Genomic DNA, 17894 nt, shown 5'->3' on the forward strand with positions numbered 1-17894 from the left:
TGTGCTGCGGAGGTCAGACCTCCAGTTCGGCCTCGATCCGCTTCAGCTGGTGACGGGCCATCGCCAGGTTGGAGCGGGCGGAGTCCAGCACCAGGTAGAGGAAGAGACCGTTGGTGCCGCGCGCCTTGAGCAGCCGGATCAGGTGGTACTGGCCGCCGAGGGTGATCAGGATGTCCTCGATCTCGTCCTTGATGCCGAGGTGTTCCATCGTGCGGAGTTTGGCACGTACGACATCGGTGTTGCCTGCAGCCGCGACGTCCAGGTTGAAGTCCTTGCCGCCGCCGAGGGTGCCCAGCGCCATGCCGCTGGTGTAGTCGACGAGTGCGACACCGAGGGTGCCCTCGATGGAGGTCATCGCTTCCTTGAGTGACGCTTCGGTGTTGGCCATGAGTGCTCGTTTCCTTTCCTTGCCGGCCGGGGTGACCGGCTCCGTTATCTGGCGTTCCTGGTGCGGATGTGACTGGTATTACGTGCGGTGCGGGAGGGGGCCGCCGGGGGGCGGGGTGCGTGGGCGCGGGGCGTGCGACGCGGGCACGGGCTGTGCGGTGCGTTGCAGTGCGGCGTCTACCAGTTCGCCGATCCGGGTGCTCGCCCGGCGGCCTTCAAGGTGGAGCCGGCCGACGTTGATCCGGTCCTCGGCCAGGAGCGTGAGAACGGCGGAGGAGCCCGCCGCGTACGTGGCGATGTAGCCGGTCTCGCCTCGTACGAGCAGTTCGCGGAAGCCGCCCCGGCCGGTCGCCTCCGCCATCCTGAGCGCGACGCCGAGCGAGGCCGCGGTGAGTGCGGCGACGCCCTCCGCCTCCACTCCGGGGGTGTCCTGGGCCAGGACGAGTCCGTCGGTGCTGGCCGCCAGCGCGCCCGCGAGGAGCGGAACCCGGGCGCGTAGCCGCTGGAGTTCGGCCAGGACGTCCTGGACTTCGGCCTCGGGAACCATCAGTTGTCTCCTCCCGGCACGCTGTCTGAGCGCGCGTATCACAGGGCCTCCAATGCGTCTCTGAGCCGGCGCAGCAGGGCGACGTCGGGGTCGGCCGTGACCTCGGGAAGCGTGATCCGGCCGGGCGCGGAGGCGGACGGGGCCGCCGTCTGCCTGACCGCTTCGACCAGTCCGGCGGCCGTGAGCCGTCGCAGGTCGACGAGGATGTGGAACGCCGAGCGGCCCAGGTGCTGTGCGATGTCGGATGCCGTACGTACTCCGTCCACCAGATCGAGTACGCGGCGCCGGCGCGACGGGACGGGGGCGTCGACGGGATGGAGCGCCCGGACGAGCGGGGCGGTGTCGGTCATCGCGTCGGGCCAGATCCGGTCCAGCAGCTCCCGGCGCCGGAGCGTCTCGCGCTGCACGGCATCGACGGGGACGGGGTGCACGGGACCGATCCAGTGCGAGACCCCGTAACGGAACCGGGCCGGGGTCCGGGTGGGGGCGAGGGCGAAGAAGGCGGCGTCGTACAACGCCCCTAAGTGGCAGAGCTCCAGTGCGCCGCCGGGTATCCGGCCGCTGTCCACCAGGTAGCGGCCGACCCGCTGCCCGGCGCCCGCCTGGCTGACAGCGTCCCACCAGCCGTCGCGGTGCAGGGTGCCGCTCGCGGTGAGCAGGATGTCGATGCCGGGTGTCGCGGGACTCTCGGCGTGCACGACCTGGCCGTCGGCAAGGTAGAGCGTGCCGCGGTCGCGCATCAGGGCGCCGGTGGCGCGCTCGGCGGCGAGGCGCTGGAGCATGGGGGAGAGGGCGGAGGCTGCTCTCACGGGGGAGGTTCTCTCGGGTGAGGTTCGCTCGGAGGGGGTTCGCTCGGAGGGGGTTCTGTCGGGGGGTGTTCTCTCGGGCACGGTGGTTCTCATGCCAGGACCAGCCGCTCCGCCATCTCGCCCAGCCGGATCCGGGCGAGCGCCAGGTTGCCGTCGGAGCGGTCGAGCCACAGATGCAGGAAGACGCTGCTGTCGAAGGCCGTGTCGACGAATCGGAGGATGTGGTAGCCGGCGCGGGTGGTGACGATGACGTCCTCCACCGGAGGCGCCGCGCCCGTCCCTGTAACGGCGTTCTCGCCCGGGCCTGTTGAGGGTTCCGGGACGGAGAGGGCGAACGCGGGCTGCTCCGCCGCCATGCGTGCCACCTCGGCCGTCTCGGCCGCGGTCGCCTCGTGATCGCCGTTGGGCGATTCGCCGATGGTGCCCAGGGCGAGACCGCTTGTCCAGTCGACCACCGCGGCGCCGCGGGCACCGGGCAGCCTCATGACTTCGAGCAGGCACTCGTCGATCCCGGGCACGCGGACTCCCTCCCCCGACCGGACACGCGGCTGTGACGCTGAGGCTACGCAACGTGCTCGCCCGGGGTCGGGGTTCTGGCATTTTCCATTGGTACATGCGAAAGACGGTCGGAATCGGTCGGACCCGTTGGCGCCCCTGTCATGTTCTGTCCGTCTTCGGTGCCGCTCCCCGGCTTCCGGGCAGGTCTTTCGGGCGTGGCCTGTTGACTACAAGTATTCAGAGCGACAGGATGTGAATAGAAGCATCACAGACGCGAGGAGGCATTGCCATGTCAGGACCCCGCCCCGTACGGGCACCGCGCGGTACGGAACTGAGCGCCCTGGGATGGCAGCAGGAAGCCGCCCTCCGCATGCTGCAGAACAACCTCGACCCCGAGGTGGCCGAGCACCCCGACAAGCTCGTCGTCTACGGCGGCACGGGCAAGGCGGCCCGCGACTGGCGCTCGTTCGACGCGATGGTGCGCACGCTGCAGACGCTCAAGCAGGACGAGACGATGCTCGTCCAGTCCGGGCGGCCGGTCGGCGTCATGCAGACCCACGAGTGGGCGCCGCGCGTTCTGATCGCCAACTCCAACCTGGTCGGCGACTGGGCGAACTGGGAGGAGTTCCGCCGCCTGGAGGCGCTCGGACTCACCATGTACGGCCAGATGACCGCCGGGTCGTGGATCTACATCGGCACGCAGGGCATCCTGCAGGGCACGTACGAGACGTTCGCCGCCGTCGCCGCGAAGAAGTTCAACGGGACGCTGGCCGGGACGATCACCCTGACCGCCGGACTCGGCGGCATGGGCGGCGCCCAGCCGCTCGCGGTCACCATGAACGACGGCGTCGCGATCTGTATCGACTGCGACCCGCGCGCCATCGAGCGTCGCATCGAGCACCGCTACCTGGATGTGCGCGCCGACTCCCTGGAGCACGCGCTCCAGCTCGCGGTCGAGGCGCGCGACGCGCGCAAGCCGCTCTCCATCGGGCTGCTCGGCAACGCGGCGGAGCTGCTGCCCCGCATGCTCGCCGAGGGTGCCCCGATCGACATCGTCACCGACCAGACCAGCGCGCACGACCCGCTCGCGTACCTCCCGATCGGCGTCGACTTCGACGACATGGCCTCGTACGCCGCCGAGAAGCCCGCCGACTTCACGCAGCGGGCCCGCGAGGCGATGGCCAAGCACGTCGAGGCGATGGTCGGCTTCATGGACGCCGGGGCCGAGGTCTTCGACTACGGCAACTCGATCCGCGGCGAGGCCCGGCTGGCGGGCTACGACCGGGCATTCGACTTCCCCGGGTTCGTCCCCGCGTACATCCGGCCGCTGTTCTGCGAGGGCAAGGGCCCGTTCCGCTGGGCCGCGCTGTCCGGTGAGGCGTCGGACATCCACAAGACCGACAAGGCGATGCTCGAACTCTTCCCCGAGAACGAGTCGCTGCACCGGTGGATCAAGATGGCCGGCGAACGCGTCCACTTCCAGGGGCTGCCCGCCCGGATCTGCTGGCTCGGCTACGGCGAGCGCGACCGTGCCGGCGAGCGGTTCAACGACATGGTGGCCAGCGGTGAGCTGGCCGCGCCGCTGGCGATCGGCCGCGACCACCTGGACTGCGGGTCGGTGGCGTCCCCGTACCGCGAGACCGAGGCGATGCTCGACGGGTCCGACGCGATTGCGGACTGGCCGCTGCTGAACGCCATGGTCAACGTGGCGTCCGGCGCCTCCTGGGTCTCCATCCACCACGGCGGCGGCGTCGGGATGGGGCGCTCCATCCACGCGGGCCAGGTGACCGTGGCCGACGGCACGAAGCTGGCGGGCGAGAAGATCCGCCGGGTGCTGACGAACGACCCGGGCATGGGCGTCATCCGGCATGTCGATGCCGGGTACGACATCGCGGAGTCCGTCGCCGCGGACAAGGGCGTGCGGGTGCCGATGACCGAGGGCGGGCAGTGACGGTGCCCGGCGCGACCGGCTCGGTGGGGGGTTCGCTGTCGGGCGCGGGTTCACCTGCGCCCACCCTCCGCCGTGGCTCTGAAGGCGGGGGAGACACCTCCCCCGCCCCGCGGAACGAAGGCCCGCAAGTCTCCTTCCAGAGCATGTGGAAGGAGCTCGCTCCCATCGGGCGGCACGCCGGGAGCGGCGGCTACCGCCGCTACGCCTGGACCGCCGCCGACGGTGACTGCCGTGTCTGGTTCCGGACGCAGGCCGAAGCCCGCGGACTCGTGTACGAGGTCGACCGGAACGGGAACCAGTGGGCCTGGCTCGGGGATCCGCTCGGTGACGACGCCGTCGTCACCGGGTCGCACCTCGACTCCGTGCCCGACGGCGGCGCCTTCGACGGGCCGCTCGGTGTGGTCTCCTCCTTCGCTGCGTTGGATGAACTCCGCCGCAGGGGAGCGGAGTTCTCCCGTCCGTTCGCCATCACCAACTTCGGCGACGAGGAGGGGGCCCGGTTCGGGCTCGCGTGTGTCGGGTCCCGGCTCGCCGCCGGGCAGCTGACCGTCGAGAAGGCGCACCAGCTCCGCGACGGCGACGGCACCACACTGCCGCAGGCCATGGAGGCCGCCGGCTACGACCCCGAGGCCATCGGCCCGGACCCCGAACGGCTGGCCCGTATCGGTGCCTTCGTCGAGCTCCACGTCGAACAGGGGCGCTCCCTCGACCTCACCGGCGACCCGGTCGGTATCGCCTCCGCCATCTGGCCGCACGGCCGCTGGCGGTTCGATTTCCGGGGCGAGGCCAACCACGCGGGCACCACCCGGCTCGTGGACCGGCGTGATCCGATGCTCACCTACGCCGAGACCGTGCTGGCCGCCCGTCGCGAGGCGCAGCTCACCGGCGCCCTCGCCACCTTCGGCAAGATCGCCGTCGAGCCGAACGGGGTCAACGCCATCCCCTCCCTCGTCCGGGGCTGGCTCGACTCGCGAGCCGCCGACCAGGACACCCTCGACGCCGTCGTCACCGGCATCGAGCGGGCCGCCCGGGAACACGCCGAGCGCGCGGGCATCGATCTCGATGTCGTACGGGAGTCCTTCACGCCCGTCGTGGAGTTCCAGCACGCCCTGCGCGACGAACTCGGCAAGATTCTGACGGGCAGGGGCGGGTACGACGCGGACCGCGCCGTACCCGTCCTCGGCACCGGCGCCGGGCACGATGCGGGTATTTTGTCCTCTTCGGTCCCTACCGCCATGCTGTTCGTACGGAACCCCACCGGGATCTCGCACTCGCCTGCCGAACACGCCGCCGAGGACGACTGCGTGGCCGGGGTGATCGCACTCGCCGATGTACTGGAAGGTCTCGCGTGCAGCTGACAACGACACCGACGGGAAAGCACGACACCGCGACGTTCTGGCTGTCCCACGCCTGGCTCGGCACCCATGTCGAGCCGGGCGTCACCCTGGACGTCGCCGACGGGCGGATCGCCGGGGTGCGTACCGGCGTCGACGCCCCGCCGCCGGGCGCCACCGTGCTGCGTGGGCTCACTCTTCCCGGTCTCGCCAACGCACACTCGCACGCCTTCCACCGCGCCCTGCGCTCCACCGTCCAGGTCGGCTCCGGCACCTTCTGGACCTGGCGCGAGCTCATGTACCAGGTCTCGTCCCGGCTCACCCCCGAGACGTATTACGACCTCGCCCGCGCCGTGTACGCCGAGATGGCGCTGGCCGGCATCACCGCCGTCGGTGAGTTCCACTATCTGCACCACGCGCCGGGCGGAGTCCCGTACAACAACCCGAACGCGATGGGCGAGGCCCTGATCGCCGCCGCCGACGCGGCCGGTATCCGGATCACACTGCTGGACACCGCCTATCTCGCCGCCGGGTTCGGGCAGCGGGCCGGGCAGTACCAGCAGCCCAACCAGCACCAGCTGCGCTTCTCCGACACCACAGCCGAGGCCTGGGCCGAACGCGCCTCCCTTCTCAAGGACACCGATCACGCCCTGATCGGCGCGGCCGTCCACTCCGTACGCGCCGTGCCCGCCGGGCAGCTCGCCACCGTGGCCGCATGGGCCGAGGGACGGCGGGCCCCCCTCCATGTCCACCTCTCCGAACAGGTTGCGGAGAACGAGGCCTGCCAGGCCGCCCACGGCTGTTCCCCCACCCGGCTCCTCGCCGACCACGGGGTCCTCGGCCCGCGCACCACCGGCATCCACAACACCCACCTCAGCGGCGAGGACATCAAGCTGCTCGGCTCCTCGGCCACCGGCACCTGCATGTGTCCCACCACCGAACGCGACCTGGCCGACGGCATCGGCCCCGCGGTAGCGCTCCAGCGCGCGGGCTCGCCGCTCTCCCTGGGCAGCGACAGCCACGCCGTGATCGACCTCTTCGAAGAGGCCCGCGCGATGGAGCTCAACGAGCGCCTGCGCACCCAGGCCCGCGGCCACTGGACCGCGGCCGCACTGCTGCGGGCCGCCACCGCCGACGGACACGCCGCACTCGGCCGTCCCGACGCGGGCACCCTCGAACCGGGCGCCTTCGCCGACTTCACCACCGTCGCCCTCGACTCCGTCAGAACAGCGGGACCGGCGCCCCGACTGGCAGCCGAAGCAGCCGTATTCGCCGCCTCCGCCGCTGATGTGCGGCATACGGTCGTGGCAGGCCGGCACATCGTCCGCGACGGGCAGCACGCACTCGTCGAGGACGTACCCGCAGCACTCGCCTCGGCCATTGCCGTCCTGCACGGCTGACGCCGGACCCTCGCAAGGAGAGCAGCCCCCCGATGACGACGACCGCCATCACCAACATCGCCAGTCTGGTCACCAACGACCCCTCCCTCGGTGACAATTCCCCCCTGGGCCTGATCCTGGACGCGGCCGTCGTCATCGAGGGCGACCGCGTCGTCTGGACCGGTGAGTCAAGCAAAGCACCCGCCACTGACAACGCCGTCGACGCGAGCGGCCGCGCGGTGATCCCGGGATTCGTCGACTCCCACTCGCATCTCCTCTTCGCGGGCGACCGCACCCAGGAGTTCAACGCCCGGATGTCCGGCCGCCCTTACACCGCGGGCGGCATCAGGACCACGGTCGCCGCCACCCGCGCCGCCACCGACGACGAGCTCTCCGCCAACGTCGTCCGCTATCTGACGGAGGCACTCCGCCAGGGCACCACCACGTTCGAGACCAAGTCGGGCTACGGGCTCACCGTCGAGGACGAGGCCCGCGCCCTGCGTGTCGCAGCCCGCCATACCGACGAGGTCACCTATCTCGGCGCCCACGTCGTGTCCCCCGACTACGCCGACGATCCTGCCGGGTACGTCGACCTGGTGACCGGACCGATGCTCGACGCCTGTGCCCCGTACGCCCGTTGGGTCGACGTCTTCTGCGAGAAGGGCGCGTTCGACGGCGACCAGGCCCGCGCGATCCTGACCGCCGGCATGGCCAAGGGGCTCCACCCCCGCGTCCACGCCAACCAGCTCAGCTACGGCCCCGGTGTCCAGCTCGCCGTCGAGCTCGACGCCGCGTCCGCCGACCACTGCACCCACCTGACCGACGCGGACGTCGACGCCCTCGCCCAGGGCAACACCGTTGCCACGCTCCTCCCCGGCGCCGAGTTCTCCACCCGCGCCGACTGGCCCGACGCCCGCCGCATCCTCGACGCGGGAGCCACCGTCGCGCTCTCCACGGACTGCAACCCGGGCTCGTCGTTCACCTCCTCCATGCCCTTCTGTATCGCCCTCGCCGTACGCGACATGGGCATGACCCCGGACGAGGCTCTCTGGTCCGCCACCGCGGGCGGCGCCGCGGCCCTGCGCCGCACGGACATCGGTCGCATCGCCCCCGGCGCCCGCGCCGACCTGGTCCTCCTCGACGCCCCCAGCCATGTCCACCTCGCCTACCGGCCGGGTGTTCCGCTGGTCCAGGCGGTCTGGCAGCGCGGCGAACGCATGCTCTGACCGCGTCGACAACGCGTCGACACCACGCCAGTCATGCGGAAGGACCTGCCCGTTGCCGGGTCAGGTCCTTCCGCATGGTGAGGTCGCGCAACGGCGCGGAACGTGCCGGGGAATCACTCCTCCAGCGTCAGGCCCTTCCTGAGCTTGACCAGCGTCCGGGAGAGCAGCCGCGAGACATGCATCTGGGAGATACCGAGCTCCTCACCGATCTCCGCCTGCGTCATATTGGCGACGAAGCGGAGCGAGAGGATCTTCCGGTCGCGGCCGGGCAGCGAGGCGATCAGCGGCTTCAGGGACTCGACGTACTCAACGCCTGCGAGGCCGTGGTCCTCGTAGCCGATCCGGTCGGCCAGCGCACCCTCGGTGTCGTCCTCCATGGGCTTGGCGTCGAGTGAGCTCGCGGTGTACGCGTTGCTCGCGGCCATGCCCTCGACGACCTCGTCGTCGCTGAGCCCGAGGCGGTCGGCGAGTTCGCCCACGGTGGGTGCCCGGTCCAGGTGCTGGGCGAGCTCGTCGCCCGCCTTGGCCAGGTCGATCCGCAACTCCTGCAGTCGTCGCGGGACGCGCACGGACCAACTGGTGTCGCGGAAGAAACGCTTGATCTCGCCGATGATGGTGGGCATCGCGAAGGTGGGGAACTCGACGCCCCGGCTGAGCTCGAACCGGTCGATCGCCTTGATCAGGCCGATGGTGCCGACCTGGACGATGTCCTCCATCGGTTCGCTGCGGGAGCGGAACCGGGAGGCGGCGAACTTGACCAGGGCCAGGTTGAGTTCGACGAGCGTGTTGCGTACGTACGCATGCTCGTGGGTGCCCTCTTCGACGGATTCGAGCCGCGCGAAGAGCGTCTTCGAAAGGGCTCTGGCGTCCAGCGGACCCACTTCGGAGTACGGCGGGATCTCGGGAAAGTCTTCGAGACCGTCGTCGATGCTGCTGATCGTGCTGGTGTGGCGGGTACTGCTGGTGTTGCTGCTGCGCGGGCTGGGTACGGCAACCGCTGCAGGGGAGTCTGATTCGGTCAGTCCCTGAGGACATGCTGACGTTGCGTTGTGGGTACGCGGTCCGTCGAGCCGGGGCGACATGGTCTCCTCCATCGTTCTCGGCATATGGCTGCCGATGCCCTTACGTGTTCCTGCGGTGAAGCGGCGCCTCCAAAGCCGGTCGTGTTTCGGGTGTCCTCCTACCCTTACCCGGTCCGGACGATGAGTTACAACTGCCAATTGATGCCAAATGTCCGGTTTGTTGGGTTCCTCGGCTACCACGTGGCGTACGGAACGCGTACTGTTTTACGAAAGCCAGCGACGGCTGCACACGCAACCGCATACACCGTGACAGTCGGTGACGCGTGAGCGGTGACGCAGGCAGTGACGTTGGCAATGACGAACGGCGAAGAGGGACGGGCATGGACCGCCAGACGGTCGGCAGTGCGAACCGGGGTCGACTTCAGGTCGAGGTCCGGACCGAGGGGTGCAGTGAGGTGGTGACGCCGGTGGGTGAGCTGGATCACCACACCGCCGACCTGCTCCGCGAACCCTTGGAGAGCGCGGTCGAGCAAGGGCGGGCGCGCCTCGTGGTCGACTGTTCGCGACTCGAATTCTGTGATTCCACCGGGCTCAACGTGCTGCTCGGTGCCCGCCTCAAGGCGGAGGCGGCCGGGGGAGGGGTCCATTTGGCCGGAATGCTGCCGGTGGTGGCGAGGGTCTTCGAGATCACTGGGGCCGAGGCGGTCTTCACCGTCCACGACTCCCTTGAAGAGGCTCTGGACACCTGATCGTGGCTCGGTTCATGGCGTCGGGCGGCGCGAGTGTTGCCCGGGTCACGCGATCCGCGTAGGCGAAGTGGGTGTTGTCACGATTCGACCGGGCAGGAGAGACCCCGCGAGCCCGGGGCATCCTGCACACTCTGTAGCAGGTCGGTACCTGTACCGAACCTGTGCCGGTTCCCGAATCTGTATCTGTATCTGTATCTGTTCGATGGCGACATGGTGAATCGGTGAGGTGAAGCGCTGATGAGCACCACCCGGCAGCATCAGCCGGGCGACCTCGGCCGCGAGCCGGAGGGCGCGGGCGACGGCGTCGGCGCACCCTCCGCCGAGCCGGTCGAGCGACAGTGGCGCACGCTGCCGTTGCGGCAGGCCAGCGGCATCGTGCCGACGGCCCGCGATTTCGCCCGCCAGGCCCTCCGCGACTGGGGCTGGCTCCCCGCGTCGAGCGCCGACCGCCGCGCGGCTGCCGAAGACGTCCTGCTGGTCGTCTCCGAGCTGGTCACCAACGCCTGCCTGCACGCGGAGGGACCCGAGGAGCTGCGCATCGGCTGCACCTCGAAGGTGCTGCGGGTGGAGGTTCTCGACGGCGGAGCGGGGCAGCCCGCACCCCGCACCCCGCACCGTGCCGGCCGGCCCGGCGGGCACGGCATGTTCATCGTCCAGCGGCTCTGTCTGGACTGGGGGGTTCTGCGGGTGCCGGGTGAACCCGGCAAGACCGTCTGGGCGGAGCTGGCCGCCCCTGCGTAGTCACGGGCCCGCCCCGACTCCGTACCCCTGACTTTGCATCCCCGAAGAGCGCGCCGGATCGGCGCGCTCTTTGTCTTCCCTCCACAAGGCCTCAGGCGTACCTTGAGCGCCCAATCTGATGTGTCGTCAGTAACTTGCGTCGATGTGATGCGGCGTGCGGCGACCACCGGCATGAGGGGAACTCGAGGTGTCGTACCCGAAGCGAACAGCTCTCGCCCTGGCGTCCGCGCTGGCCGGCTCGGTGGTGATGCTGGCCGCGCCCGCCGCACACGCCACGGTCGTGGACGTCGACTACCAGTGCAAGACCCCGATCGGGGACAAGAGTGCCGTATCGCCCATCGACATCAAGGGCGTGAAGAGCGGCAACGGCTACACGCTCACGATGTCCTTCCAGAAGGGCGTCTCGTCCAGCCCCGTCGAACTGGGCAAGGGCGCCATGAAGCCCAGCGCGGTGATCCGGCTGGACGGCGCCGAATCGGGCCAGGTGCAGGTCTCGGGCCCGGCGAACGCCGCGGCGATCCCGGCCAACACCCCTATCAAAATCAGTGACTTGACGGGTGCGTACACCCCGAAGAAGAGCGGCAAGGTCAGCTTCACCGCGGGGGTGCTCACCATCAAGGCTCTCGGTACGACCACGACCTGCACCCCGGGCAACAGCCCCAAGCCGTCGCTGGAGCTCGATGTGACGGCGGCGGGTGGCGCGCAGAACACGCCGGACAACGGCGGTCAGCTGCCGAAGACCGGTCCGCTGGATTCCGCGATGGCGCTCGGGACGCTCGGCGGCACGGTGCTGCTGACCGGTGCGGCCGGAGTGCTGTGGCTGACCCGGCGCGGGCAGCGGGCCACGGGCTGAGCCACGAACCGCGCCACCGCAACACCCCATGGCCGTTACAGCCACAGTCCCCGTCCGCGCACCGTACGTATACGCCAGCCCGGTACGCACCAGCTCTGTACGCACCAGGGAGCCCCGCCCATGCCGCCGTTGACCGGTCACGCCGCCCGAGCCGTTCTCGCCGTCCTGCTGTGCGCCTTCGCCATGACCCCGGCGGCGGCCGCCGACCGGGCGGACAGTGCCACGGACTGGACGGCCCGGCCCGCCGCGAGCGGCCTCGGGACCCGGACCGGCGACGACGGCGGCAGACCGTACTTCTACCTGGAGGGCGTGCCCGGCACCGTGCTGCAGGACCGGCTTGCCGTCACCAACCCGGGCCGCACCCCGGTCACCGTGCGGCTGCGCGGAGCCGACGCGTACAACGCCGAGGACGGTGAATTCGCGGTACGCGGCGCGAAGGGCTCGACCGGGACCGGCGCCTGGCTGCGGCTCGCGGCGGACCAGGTGACCGTGCCCGCTCGTACCCGTGCCGAAGTGCCGTTCTCCGTCACCGTGCCGACGAGTGCGCCACCGGGCGGCCACCCCGGCGCGATCGTCGCCGAGAGCGCCGGCCGTTCGGTCGGGGTACGCGTGCATCTGCGGGTCGGCGGGCCGACCCTGGCCGCGCTGACCGTCGAGGACGTCACCGTGTCCGGCCGGACCATTCACTACACCCTCGTCAACCGTGGCAATGCGGCCCTCGCCCCGCGCCTTGCCGTCGGCGCGGACGGGGTGTTCGGCACGCTGCTGCGGCGTGAGGCCCGGACCCTGCCGGTGGAGCTGCTGCCCGGACAGCGGGTGAAGCTCACCGAGCCGTGGCGGGACGTCCCCGCCCTCGACTCCGTCACCGTCCGGCTGCGGGTCACTGCCGTGGGCGGCGCGCACAGCGAGGCGACGGGCTCGGTGGTCCTCGTCCCCTGGGCGCCGGTGACCGGCGGCGTACTGCTGTTCCTGGCCGCGGCGGGCGCGTACGCGTACCGGCTGCGGCGCGGACAGCGCCGGCCGCCGGACGGCGCCGGCCCGGTATCTCGACCCACGTCGGACGAAAGGCACTTGGTGAAGGCGGGAGCGGACAGGTGAGACGACTGACCGGACACGTGGGGCGACGGACCGGACCGGCATACCTCCGGCGCGGCAGCCACCGATGGGTCACCGTGCTGCTCGTGGCCCTGGTGCCCGCCCTGCTGCTCCTGCCCGCACCGGGTGCCCGCGCGGCGGACGGACAGCCAGCGGTCACCCTCTCGAAACAGCAGGCCGGCAAGGGCGGTGAGATCACTGTCAAAGGCAGCGGCTGGCGGCCCGACACCTTGCTGATGATGCTGATCTGCGGGCAGTCCGCACCCGGCAGGGGCGTCATCGGTGGCACCAACTCCTGCTCCAACGCCGACGGACGCGCCGTCACCACCGATGCCAAGGGTGCTTTCAGCAAGAAGATGCCCGTCGCCGAGCCGCCCGAGCCGTGCCCGTGCGTGGTGCATGTTGCGACGGTCACCGGGGAGCAGGCCACCGCCGATGCCGTGTTCGTCGTCGCGGGCCACCCGGTCGCTCCGCTGCCGAAGCAGACCGGCGGCGGGAAGCTCGCCGTGCTCGCCATGACCCGGCTGGAGGGCGACAGCGGGATCCTCACCTGGTTCGGCGCCCCGCCCGCACGGAGGCTCGTCCTCACCGTCGGCAACCTCGGCACGGCACCCGTCAAGGACCCGGTCTTCCAGGTCGGTACGGCGCACGGCGTCTTCGCCCCGCAGTGGGAGGAACAACAGTGGCGCGGCACCATTGCGCCCGGCCGCAAGGCGCAGATCAAACTCCCGGTCGAACTGACGGCGGGCGCGCACGGCGACTACCAGATCTCCCTGCGGTACGGGACGAAGGTGCTGGCCGAACAGCCGTGGGGGGTGGGCCGACCGTGGGGCGTCACCCTCTTCTGGATCCTGCTCTGCGTGGTCGTACCGGCCGCCGTGTTCCGGATCGGCATGGCGATCGTCGACAAGGTCCGGCCCCGCACCCCGCATGCCTCGGTCCGGGCCGGACGTCACCGCCACCCACAGCTCACCGACGTGACCGCGAAGCTGCGCCGGGCACCGGGCACCACCCCTGTGAACCCCAGGACAGAGGACCGGGCCGGGCGCACCGGGTCCGCTGCGGGCGCGGCCACCACGGCCGCGCTGCCGTGGTTCGCACCGGAATCCGCACCGTCAGAGAACAGACCCACGACGAAGGGACATTCGTGAGCACCCAACGGAGGATGAGCGCGGCCGGAGTCGCGCTGATGCTCGGCGGCGCGGGGATCCTGCTGGCCGCGAGCCCGGCCCAGGCCGCCGACGTCTCGTACAAGACGGAGTGCATTCCGCCGTCCATCTCCGGGCTGCCGCCCGTGCAGGGCACCACCGAGGTGCAGCTGACCGCGCCCGCCGAGGCGAAGGTCGGGGACACCGTCGAGGTGGTGTGGAAGACGGTCGCGGCCGCTTCCAGCAACCCCGACGTCCTCGACCTGGAGAAGGACACGGTCAAGCCGACCGGCACGATCAAGGTGGGCGGCGCGGCCGGCGGCGACCTGCCGATGGAAGGGCCCCGGCAGAACCCGCCGATCCCCAAGAACAGCCCCATGGTGCTGCCCGACATGAAGGGCACGCTGAAGCTGGAGAAGGCCGGTGAGATCACGCTGACGCCGGACGCGTACAACATCAACGTCTCCAAGCCGATCTCCACCGACACCAAGTGCTCCCCGAAGGAGACCGTGCAGCCGGGCGCGACGATCAAGGTCACGGAGGGCGGCGGCACAACAGCGGGCGGTACGACCACCGGCACGACAGCGGGTGGCACGATCTCCGGCACCACCACCGGTTCCACCACCGCGGGCGGCACGACGGCCGACGGCGGGACCACGGCGGGCACGACGGCCGGCGGTACGGACACCGGAGGCACTGACTCCGGCGGCACCACCGCCGGGTCGAGCGGCGGCGGCGGCGGTCAGACCGACTTCGAGGGCAAGGAGGTGTCCGTCGCGTACGCCTGCAAGACGCCGATCGGTGACAAGAACGCCACCTCCCCGGTGAAGATCAACGCGAAGAAGAACGGCGGCAGCTTCGACCTCACGGTGAAGTTCAGCAAGTCGGTCATGGACAGTCCCGCCGACATCCCGGCCGATTCGGTGAAGCCTTCCATGGAGGTCAAGCTCGGCGGAGCCGACAAGGGCACGGTTCATGTCGAGGGCCCCACCAACAAGGAGCCGATCAAGTCCGGCGATCCGATCGAGATCCCCGATCTCACGGGTACGTACAAGCCGGGCGCAAGTGGCAAGTCCACCCTCAGCCCGGGCGTACTGACCGTGATGGCGCTCGGCACGACGACGACCTGCACCCCGCCCGCCGATGTCGCGGTCTCCCTGGAGCTGGACACCTCGTCCCAGCCCGGCGGGGCCGCCGGCGGCTCGGACACGGGCGGCGCCACGAGCGGCGGCGGTACGGACTCCGGCGGCGGGCTGGCCGCCACCGGCGCCGAGGACAACGGCACCCTGCGCGCGCTCGGCCTGGTCGCCGGTACGGCGATCCTGCTGGGCGGCGCCGTGTTCACGTTCACCCCCTGGCGCCGGCTGCGCGGCACCCGGTGAGCTGAGCTCCGTACCAGGGCAATGCGAAGGGCCGTCGCACCGGTCAACCGGTGCGACGGCCCTTCGTACGAGCGGTCAGCGCATCAACGCATCAGCGATCGGTGCGTCAGTGCACGTCGCCCATGAGCTTCTTGACCTTGCCGCGGTACATGAAGATCGCGGCACCCGCAGCCACCGCGAGGGCGGCCTGCAGAGCGACAATGCTGGTGCCGTTGAGGTCGACACCCGCGATGGAGAGCAGACCCGTGGTGCAGTCACCGGCGGTGACGGCCAGGAACCAGACACCCATCATCTGGCTGGCGTACTTGGCCGGAGCCATCTTCGTGGTGACGGACAGACCCACCGGGGACAGCGTCAGCTCGGCGACCGTCTGGACGAAGTAGATCGCGACCAGCCACATCGCGGCGGCCTTGTGTCCGTCCGTGGCGATCATCAGCGGTGCCAGGAAGAGGAAGAACGACGCACCGACCAGCACCAGACCGGAGCTGAACTTCACGATGGTGCTGGGCTCCTTGCCACGGCGGTTCAGCGCCAGCCAGAAGGCGGCGAAGACCGGGGCCAGCGCCATGATCAGGACCGGGTTGACCGACTGGTACCAGGAGACCGGGAACTCCCAGCCGAGGACGGTGTTGTCGGCCGAGGAGTCGGCGAAGATCGCGAGCGTCGAACCACCCTGGTCGTAGATCATCCAGAAGATGGCGGCGGCGACGAAGAACCAGATGTAGCCGGACATCTTCGACTGCTCGGCGGCGCTGAGCTCCTTGTCGCGCTTGATGCGCGCCAGGACCACGATCGGAATGATCAGACCCGCGACGGTGATCGGGACGAGGATCCAGTTGAGCGTGTAGACGCCGGTGACGACCGTGATGATGTAGAAGACAGCGGCGACGGCCATCCAGATCATGCCCTTGCGCAGCGTGCTCGTGCGCTCGGCGGCGGACAGCGGCTTCGGGACGACGAGGCTGCGCTCGTTCAGGTGGCGGGTGCCCAGCAGGAACTGGACGAGGCCCAGCGCCATGCCGGCCGCGGCGAGCGCGAAGCCCAGGTGCCAGTTCACGCTCTCACCGACGGTGCCGATGACCAGCGGCGCGGCGAAGGCACCGACGTTGATGCCCATGTAGAAGATCGTGAAGCCACCGTCACGGCGCGGGTCGTCCGGGCCGTCGTAGAGCTGGCCGACCATCGTCGAGATGTTGGACTTCAGTAGACCGGAGCCTATGGCCACCAGGCCGAGACCCGCGAAGAACGTGCCCTGCGTCGGCAGCGCCAGCGCCAGGTGGCCGATCATGATGACCACACCGGCGACGGCGACGGTCTTGCGGGGACCCCAGACGCGGTCACCGAACCAGCCACCGGGCATCGCGAGCAGGTACACCAGCGACACGTAGACCGAGTAGATCGCCGTGGCCGTGGCCGGGTTCATGTGAAGCCCGTTGGGGGCGATCAGGTAGAGGGGGAGCAGGGCCCTCATGCCGTAGTAGCTGAAGCGCTCCCACATCTCGGTCATGAAGAGAGTGGCCAGGCCGCGGGGGTGGCCGAAGAAGGTCTTCTCGGAGCCAGACGCGCTGGCTGAGTCCTTCGTCAGGCTGGACGCCATGGTCGATCCTTGCTTGCTCGGGACGCGACGCCTTGTGAGCGTTGAGCGCCCGGTGGGGGGAGGCCGGCACCGATGAGGCTGCGCCCACCCCTCACGCCTGAGAGGGGATTCGCTCCGGACCCCGCACCTGGGTACGGAGTCGATGTCGGAGTCGGGGGACGGACCGCATCGGGATCCACGCCCGGAGTACTTCTGAGCTCCGGGCCCGGCCACAGGTCATTCACTGAACCAAAGGCTGGCGAATACCAGCCCGCATACAAAAGAGACCTTCGGCGCTTAAAGCTGCCCAAAGGTCCTTGAGTAGTGCAACAGGCGTCGAGCCACCATACGACAGCACAGTGCCGGATATGGAAGGACTTGAGAGATGGATCACAGGGATGAATGCAACCAGGGTCGCATATTCGAAGGTGTACCTCGGTTCAGGCCGCGAACCCGCAGGCCTTGTCGATCACCTCACGACAGCCGTCCCAGGCGGACTACCATCACCCCATGACCCGTGTACTGCTCGCCGAGGACGACGCATCCATCTCGGAGCCGCTGGCTCGTGCCCTGCGTCGGGAGGGTTACGAGGTCGAAGTCCGCGAAGACGGCCCGACCGCTCTCGACGCCGGCCTCCAGGGCGGCATCGACCTGGTCGTGCTCGACCTGGGCCTGCCCGGGATGGACGGCCTCGAAGTGGCCCGAAGGCTCCGCGCCGACGGCCACACCGTGCCGATCCTGGTGCTCACCGCCCGCGCCGACGAGGTGGACACCGTCGTCGGCCTGGACGCCGGAGCCGACGACTACGTCACCAAGCCGTTCCGCCTGGCCGAGCTGCTCGCCCGGGTCCGGGCGCTGCTCCGGCGCGGCGCCACGGAGCCCTCGCCGCAGCCCGCCACGCACGGCGTGCGGATCGACGTCGAGTCGCACCGGGCCTGGATGGGCGAAGAGGAACTCCAGCTCACCGCGAAGGAGTTCGACCTGCTGCGGGTCCTGGTCCGCGACGCGGGCCGGGTCGTCACCCGCGACCAGCTGATGCGCGAGGTCTGGGACACCACATGGTGGTCGTCGACGAAGACCCTCGACATGCACATCTCCTGGCTCCGCAAGAAGCTCGGCGACGATGCCGCCAACCCCCGCTACATCGCGACCGTCCGGGGCGTCGGCTTCCGCTTCGAGAAGAGCTGACGTACAGAA

Annotated in this window: 17 protein-coding genes; 11 read left to right on the top strand and 6 right to left on the bottom strand. The window is 70.1% G+C overall.

The window, feature by feature from the left end; translation table 11 throughout:
* Window positions 1-13: 13 nt before the first annotated feature.
* The 4 genes from ACWCP8_RS23805 to ACWCP8_RS23820 form a co-directional block, all read right to left on the bottom strand.
* Window positions 14-388: a hypothetical protein gene (locus ACWCP8_RS23805; RefSeq protein WP_352265586.1), complete on the bottom strand. Its 375-nt coding sequence runs from the start codon at window positions 386-388 to the stop codon at window positions 14-16.
* A 78-nt stretch (window positions 389-466) separates the two neighbouring features.
* Window positions 467-934, bottom strand: a complete 468-nt coding sequence (locus ACWCP8_RS23810; RefSeq protein WP_352265588.1) for a roadblock/LC7 domain-containing protein — start codon at window positions 932-934, stop codon at window positions 467-469.
* Between the two features lie 38 nt (window positions 935-972).
* Entirely contained in the window at window positions 973-1716 is a 744-nt protein-coding gene (locus ACWCP8_RS23815; RefSeq protein WP_352265651.1) for a helix-turn-helix domain-containing protein, read from the bottom strand.
* A gap of 116 nt (window positions 1717-1832) precedes the next feature.
* A complete protein-coding gene (locus ACWCP8_RS23820) occupies window positions 1833-2261 on the bottom strand; it encodes a hypothetical protein (protein WP_382837160.1) in 429 nt (142 codons plus the stop codon).
* 269 nt (window positions 2262-2530) lie between these two features.
* On the opposite strand from ACWCP8_RS23820, the gene hutU reads away from it, so the two are divergent.
* The 4 genes from hutU to hutI all read left to right on the top strand — a co-directional run bounded on the left by hutU (window position 2531) and on the right by hutI (window position 8131).
* Window positions 2531-4192: a urocanate hydratase gene (hutU, locus tag ACWCP8_RS23825; protein ID WP_352265590.1), complete on the top strand. Its 1662-nt coding sequence runs from the start codon at window positions 2531-2533 to the stop codon at window positions 4190-4192.
* A 143-nt stretch (window positions 4193-4335) separates the two neighbouring features.
* Entirely contained in the window at window positions 4336-5550 is a 1215-nt protein-coding gene (locus ACWCP8_RS23830; protein WP_451117969.1) for an allantoate amidohydrolase, read from the top strand.
* On the top strand, window positions 5541-6926 hold the full coding sequence (locus ACWCP8_RS23835; protein ID WP_451117971.1) for a formimidoylglutamate deiminase: 1386 nt from the start codon (window positions 5541-5543) through the stop codon (window positions 6924-6926). Before ACWCP8_RS23830 ends, ACWCP8_RS23835 begins: the two co-directional genes overlap by 10 nt.
* 32 nt (window positions 6927-6958) lie before the next feature.
* The gene (gene hutI / locus ACWCP8_RS23840; RefSeq protein WP_352265596.1) at window positions 6959-8131 is read left to right on the top strand and encodes an imidazolonepropionase; all 1173 of its coding nucleotides are present in this window, start codon (window positions 6959-6961) and stop codon (window positions 8129-8131) included.
* Window positions 8132-8244: 113 nt separating this feature from the next.
* On the opposite strand, the gene ACWCP8_RS23845 is transcribed toward hutI, so the two are convergent.
* Entirely contained in the window at window positions 8245-9213 is a 969-nt protein-coding gene (locus ACWCP8_RS23845) for an RNA polymerase sigma factor SigF (RefSeq protein ID WP_451118023.1), read from the bottom strand.
* A gap of 320 nt (window positions 9214-9533) precedes the next feature.
* On the opposite strand from ACWCP8_RS23845, the gene ACWCP8_RS23850 reads away from it, so the two are divergent.
* From ACWCP8_RS23850 to ACWCP8_RS23875, 6 genes are all read left to right on the top strand, one after another.
* Window positions 9534-9902 carry an STAS domain-containing protein gene (locus ACWCP8_RS23850; RefSeq protein ID WP_352265598.1) on the top strand — a complete coding sequence of 123 codons (369 nt, stop codon included), beginning with the start codon at window positions 9534-9536 and terminating at the stop codon, window positions 9900-9902.
* Window positions 9903-10139: 237 nt separating this feature from the next.
* Window positions 10140-10643 carry an ATP-binding protein gene (locus ACWCP8_RS23855; protein ID WP_352265599.1) on the top strand — a complete coding sequence of 168 codons (504 nt, stop codon included), beginning with the start codon at window positions 10140-10142 and terminating at the stop codon, window positions 10641-10643.
* Window positions 10644-10830: 187 nt separating this feature from the next.
* Window positions 10831-11496, top strand: a complete 666-nt coding sequence (locus ACWCP8_RS23860) for a peptidase (RefSeq protein WP_451117974.1) — start codon at window positions 10831-10833, stop codon at window positions 11494-11496.
* Window positions 11497-11616: 120 nt separating this feature from the next.
* Window positions 11617-12594, top strand: a complete 978-nt coding sequence (locus ACWCP8_RS23865; RefSeq protein ID WP_451117976.1) for a COG1470 family protein — start codon at window positions 11617-11619, stop codon at window positions 12592-12594.
* A 17-nt stretch (window positions 12595-12611) separates the two neighbouring features.
* Window positions 12612-13742: a hypothetical protein gene (locus tag ACWCP8_RS23870; RefSeq protein WP_451118025.1), complete on the top strand. Its 1131-nt coding sequence runs from the start codon at window positions 12612-12614 to the stop codon at window positions 13740-13742.
* A 14-nt stretch (window positions 13743-13756) separates the two neighbouring features.
* Window positions 13757-15121, top strand: coding sequence for a hypothetical protein (locus ACWCP8_RS23875; RefSeq protein ID WP_451118027.1), 1365 nt, complete (start codon window positions 13757-13759; stop codon window positions 15119-15121).
* 106 nt (window positions 15122-15227) lie between these two features.
* On the opposite strand, the gene ACWCP8_RS23880 is transcribed toward ACWCP8_RS23875, so the two are convergent.
* Entirely contained in the window at window positions 15228-16718 is a 1491-nt protein-coding gene (locus tag ACWCP8_RS23880; RefSeq protein WP_352265605.1) for an oligopeptide:H+ symporter, read from the bottom strand.
* Window positions 16719-17207: 489 nt separating this feature from the next.
* Here ACWCP8_RS23880 and ACWCP8_RS23885 point away from each other — a divergent pair, with 489 nt between their 5' ends.
* Window positions 17208-17885, top strand: coding sequence for a response regulator transcription factor (locus ACWCP8_RS23885; RefSeq protein WP_352265607.1), 678 nt, complete (start codon window positions 17208-17210; stop codon window positions 17883-17885).
* Window positions 17886-17894 lie beyond the last annotated feature (9 nt).

It is taken from the genome of Streptomyces sp. NPDC002206 (genome assembly GCF_053593595.1).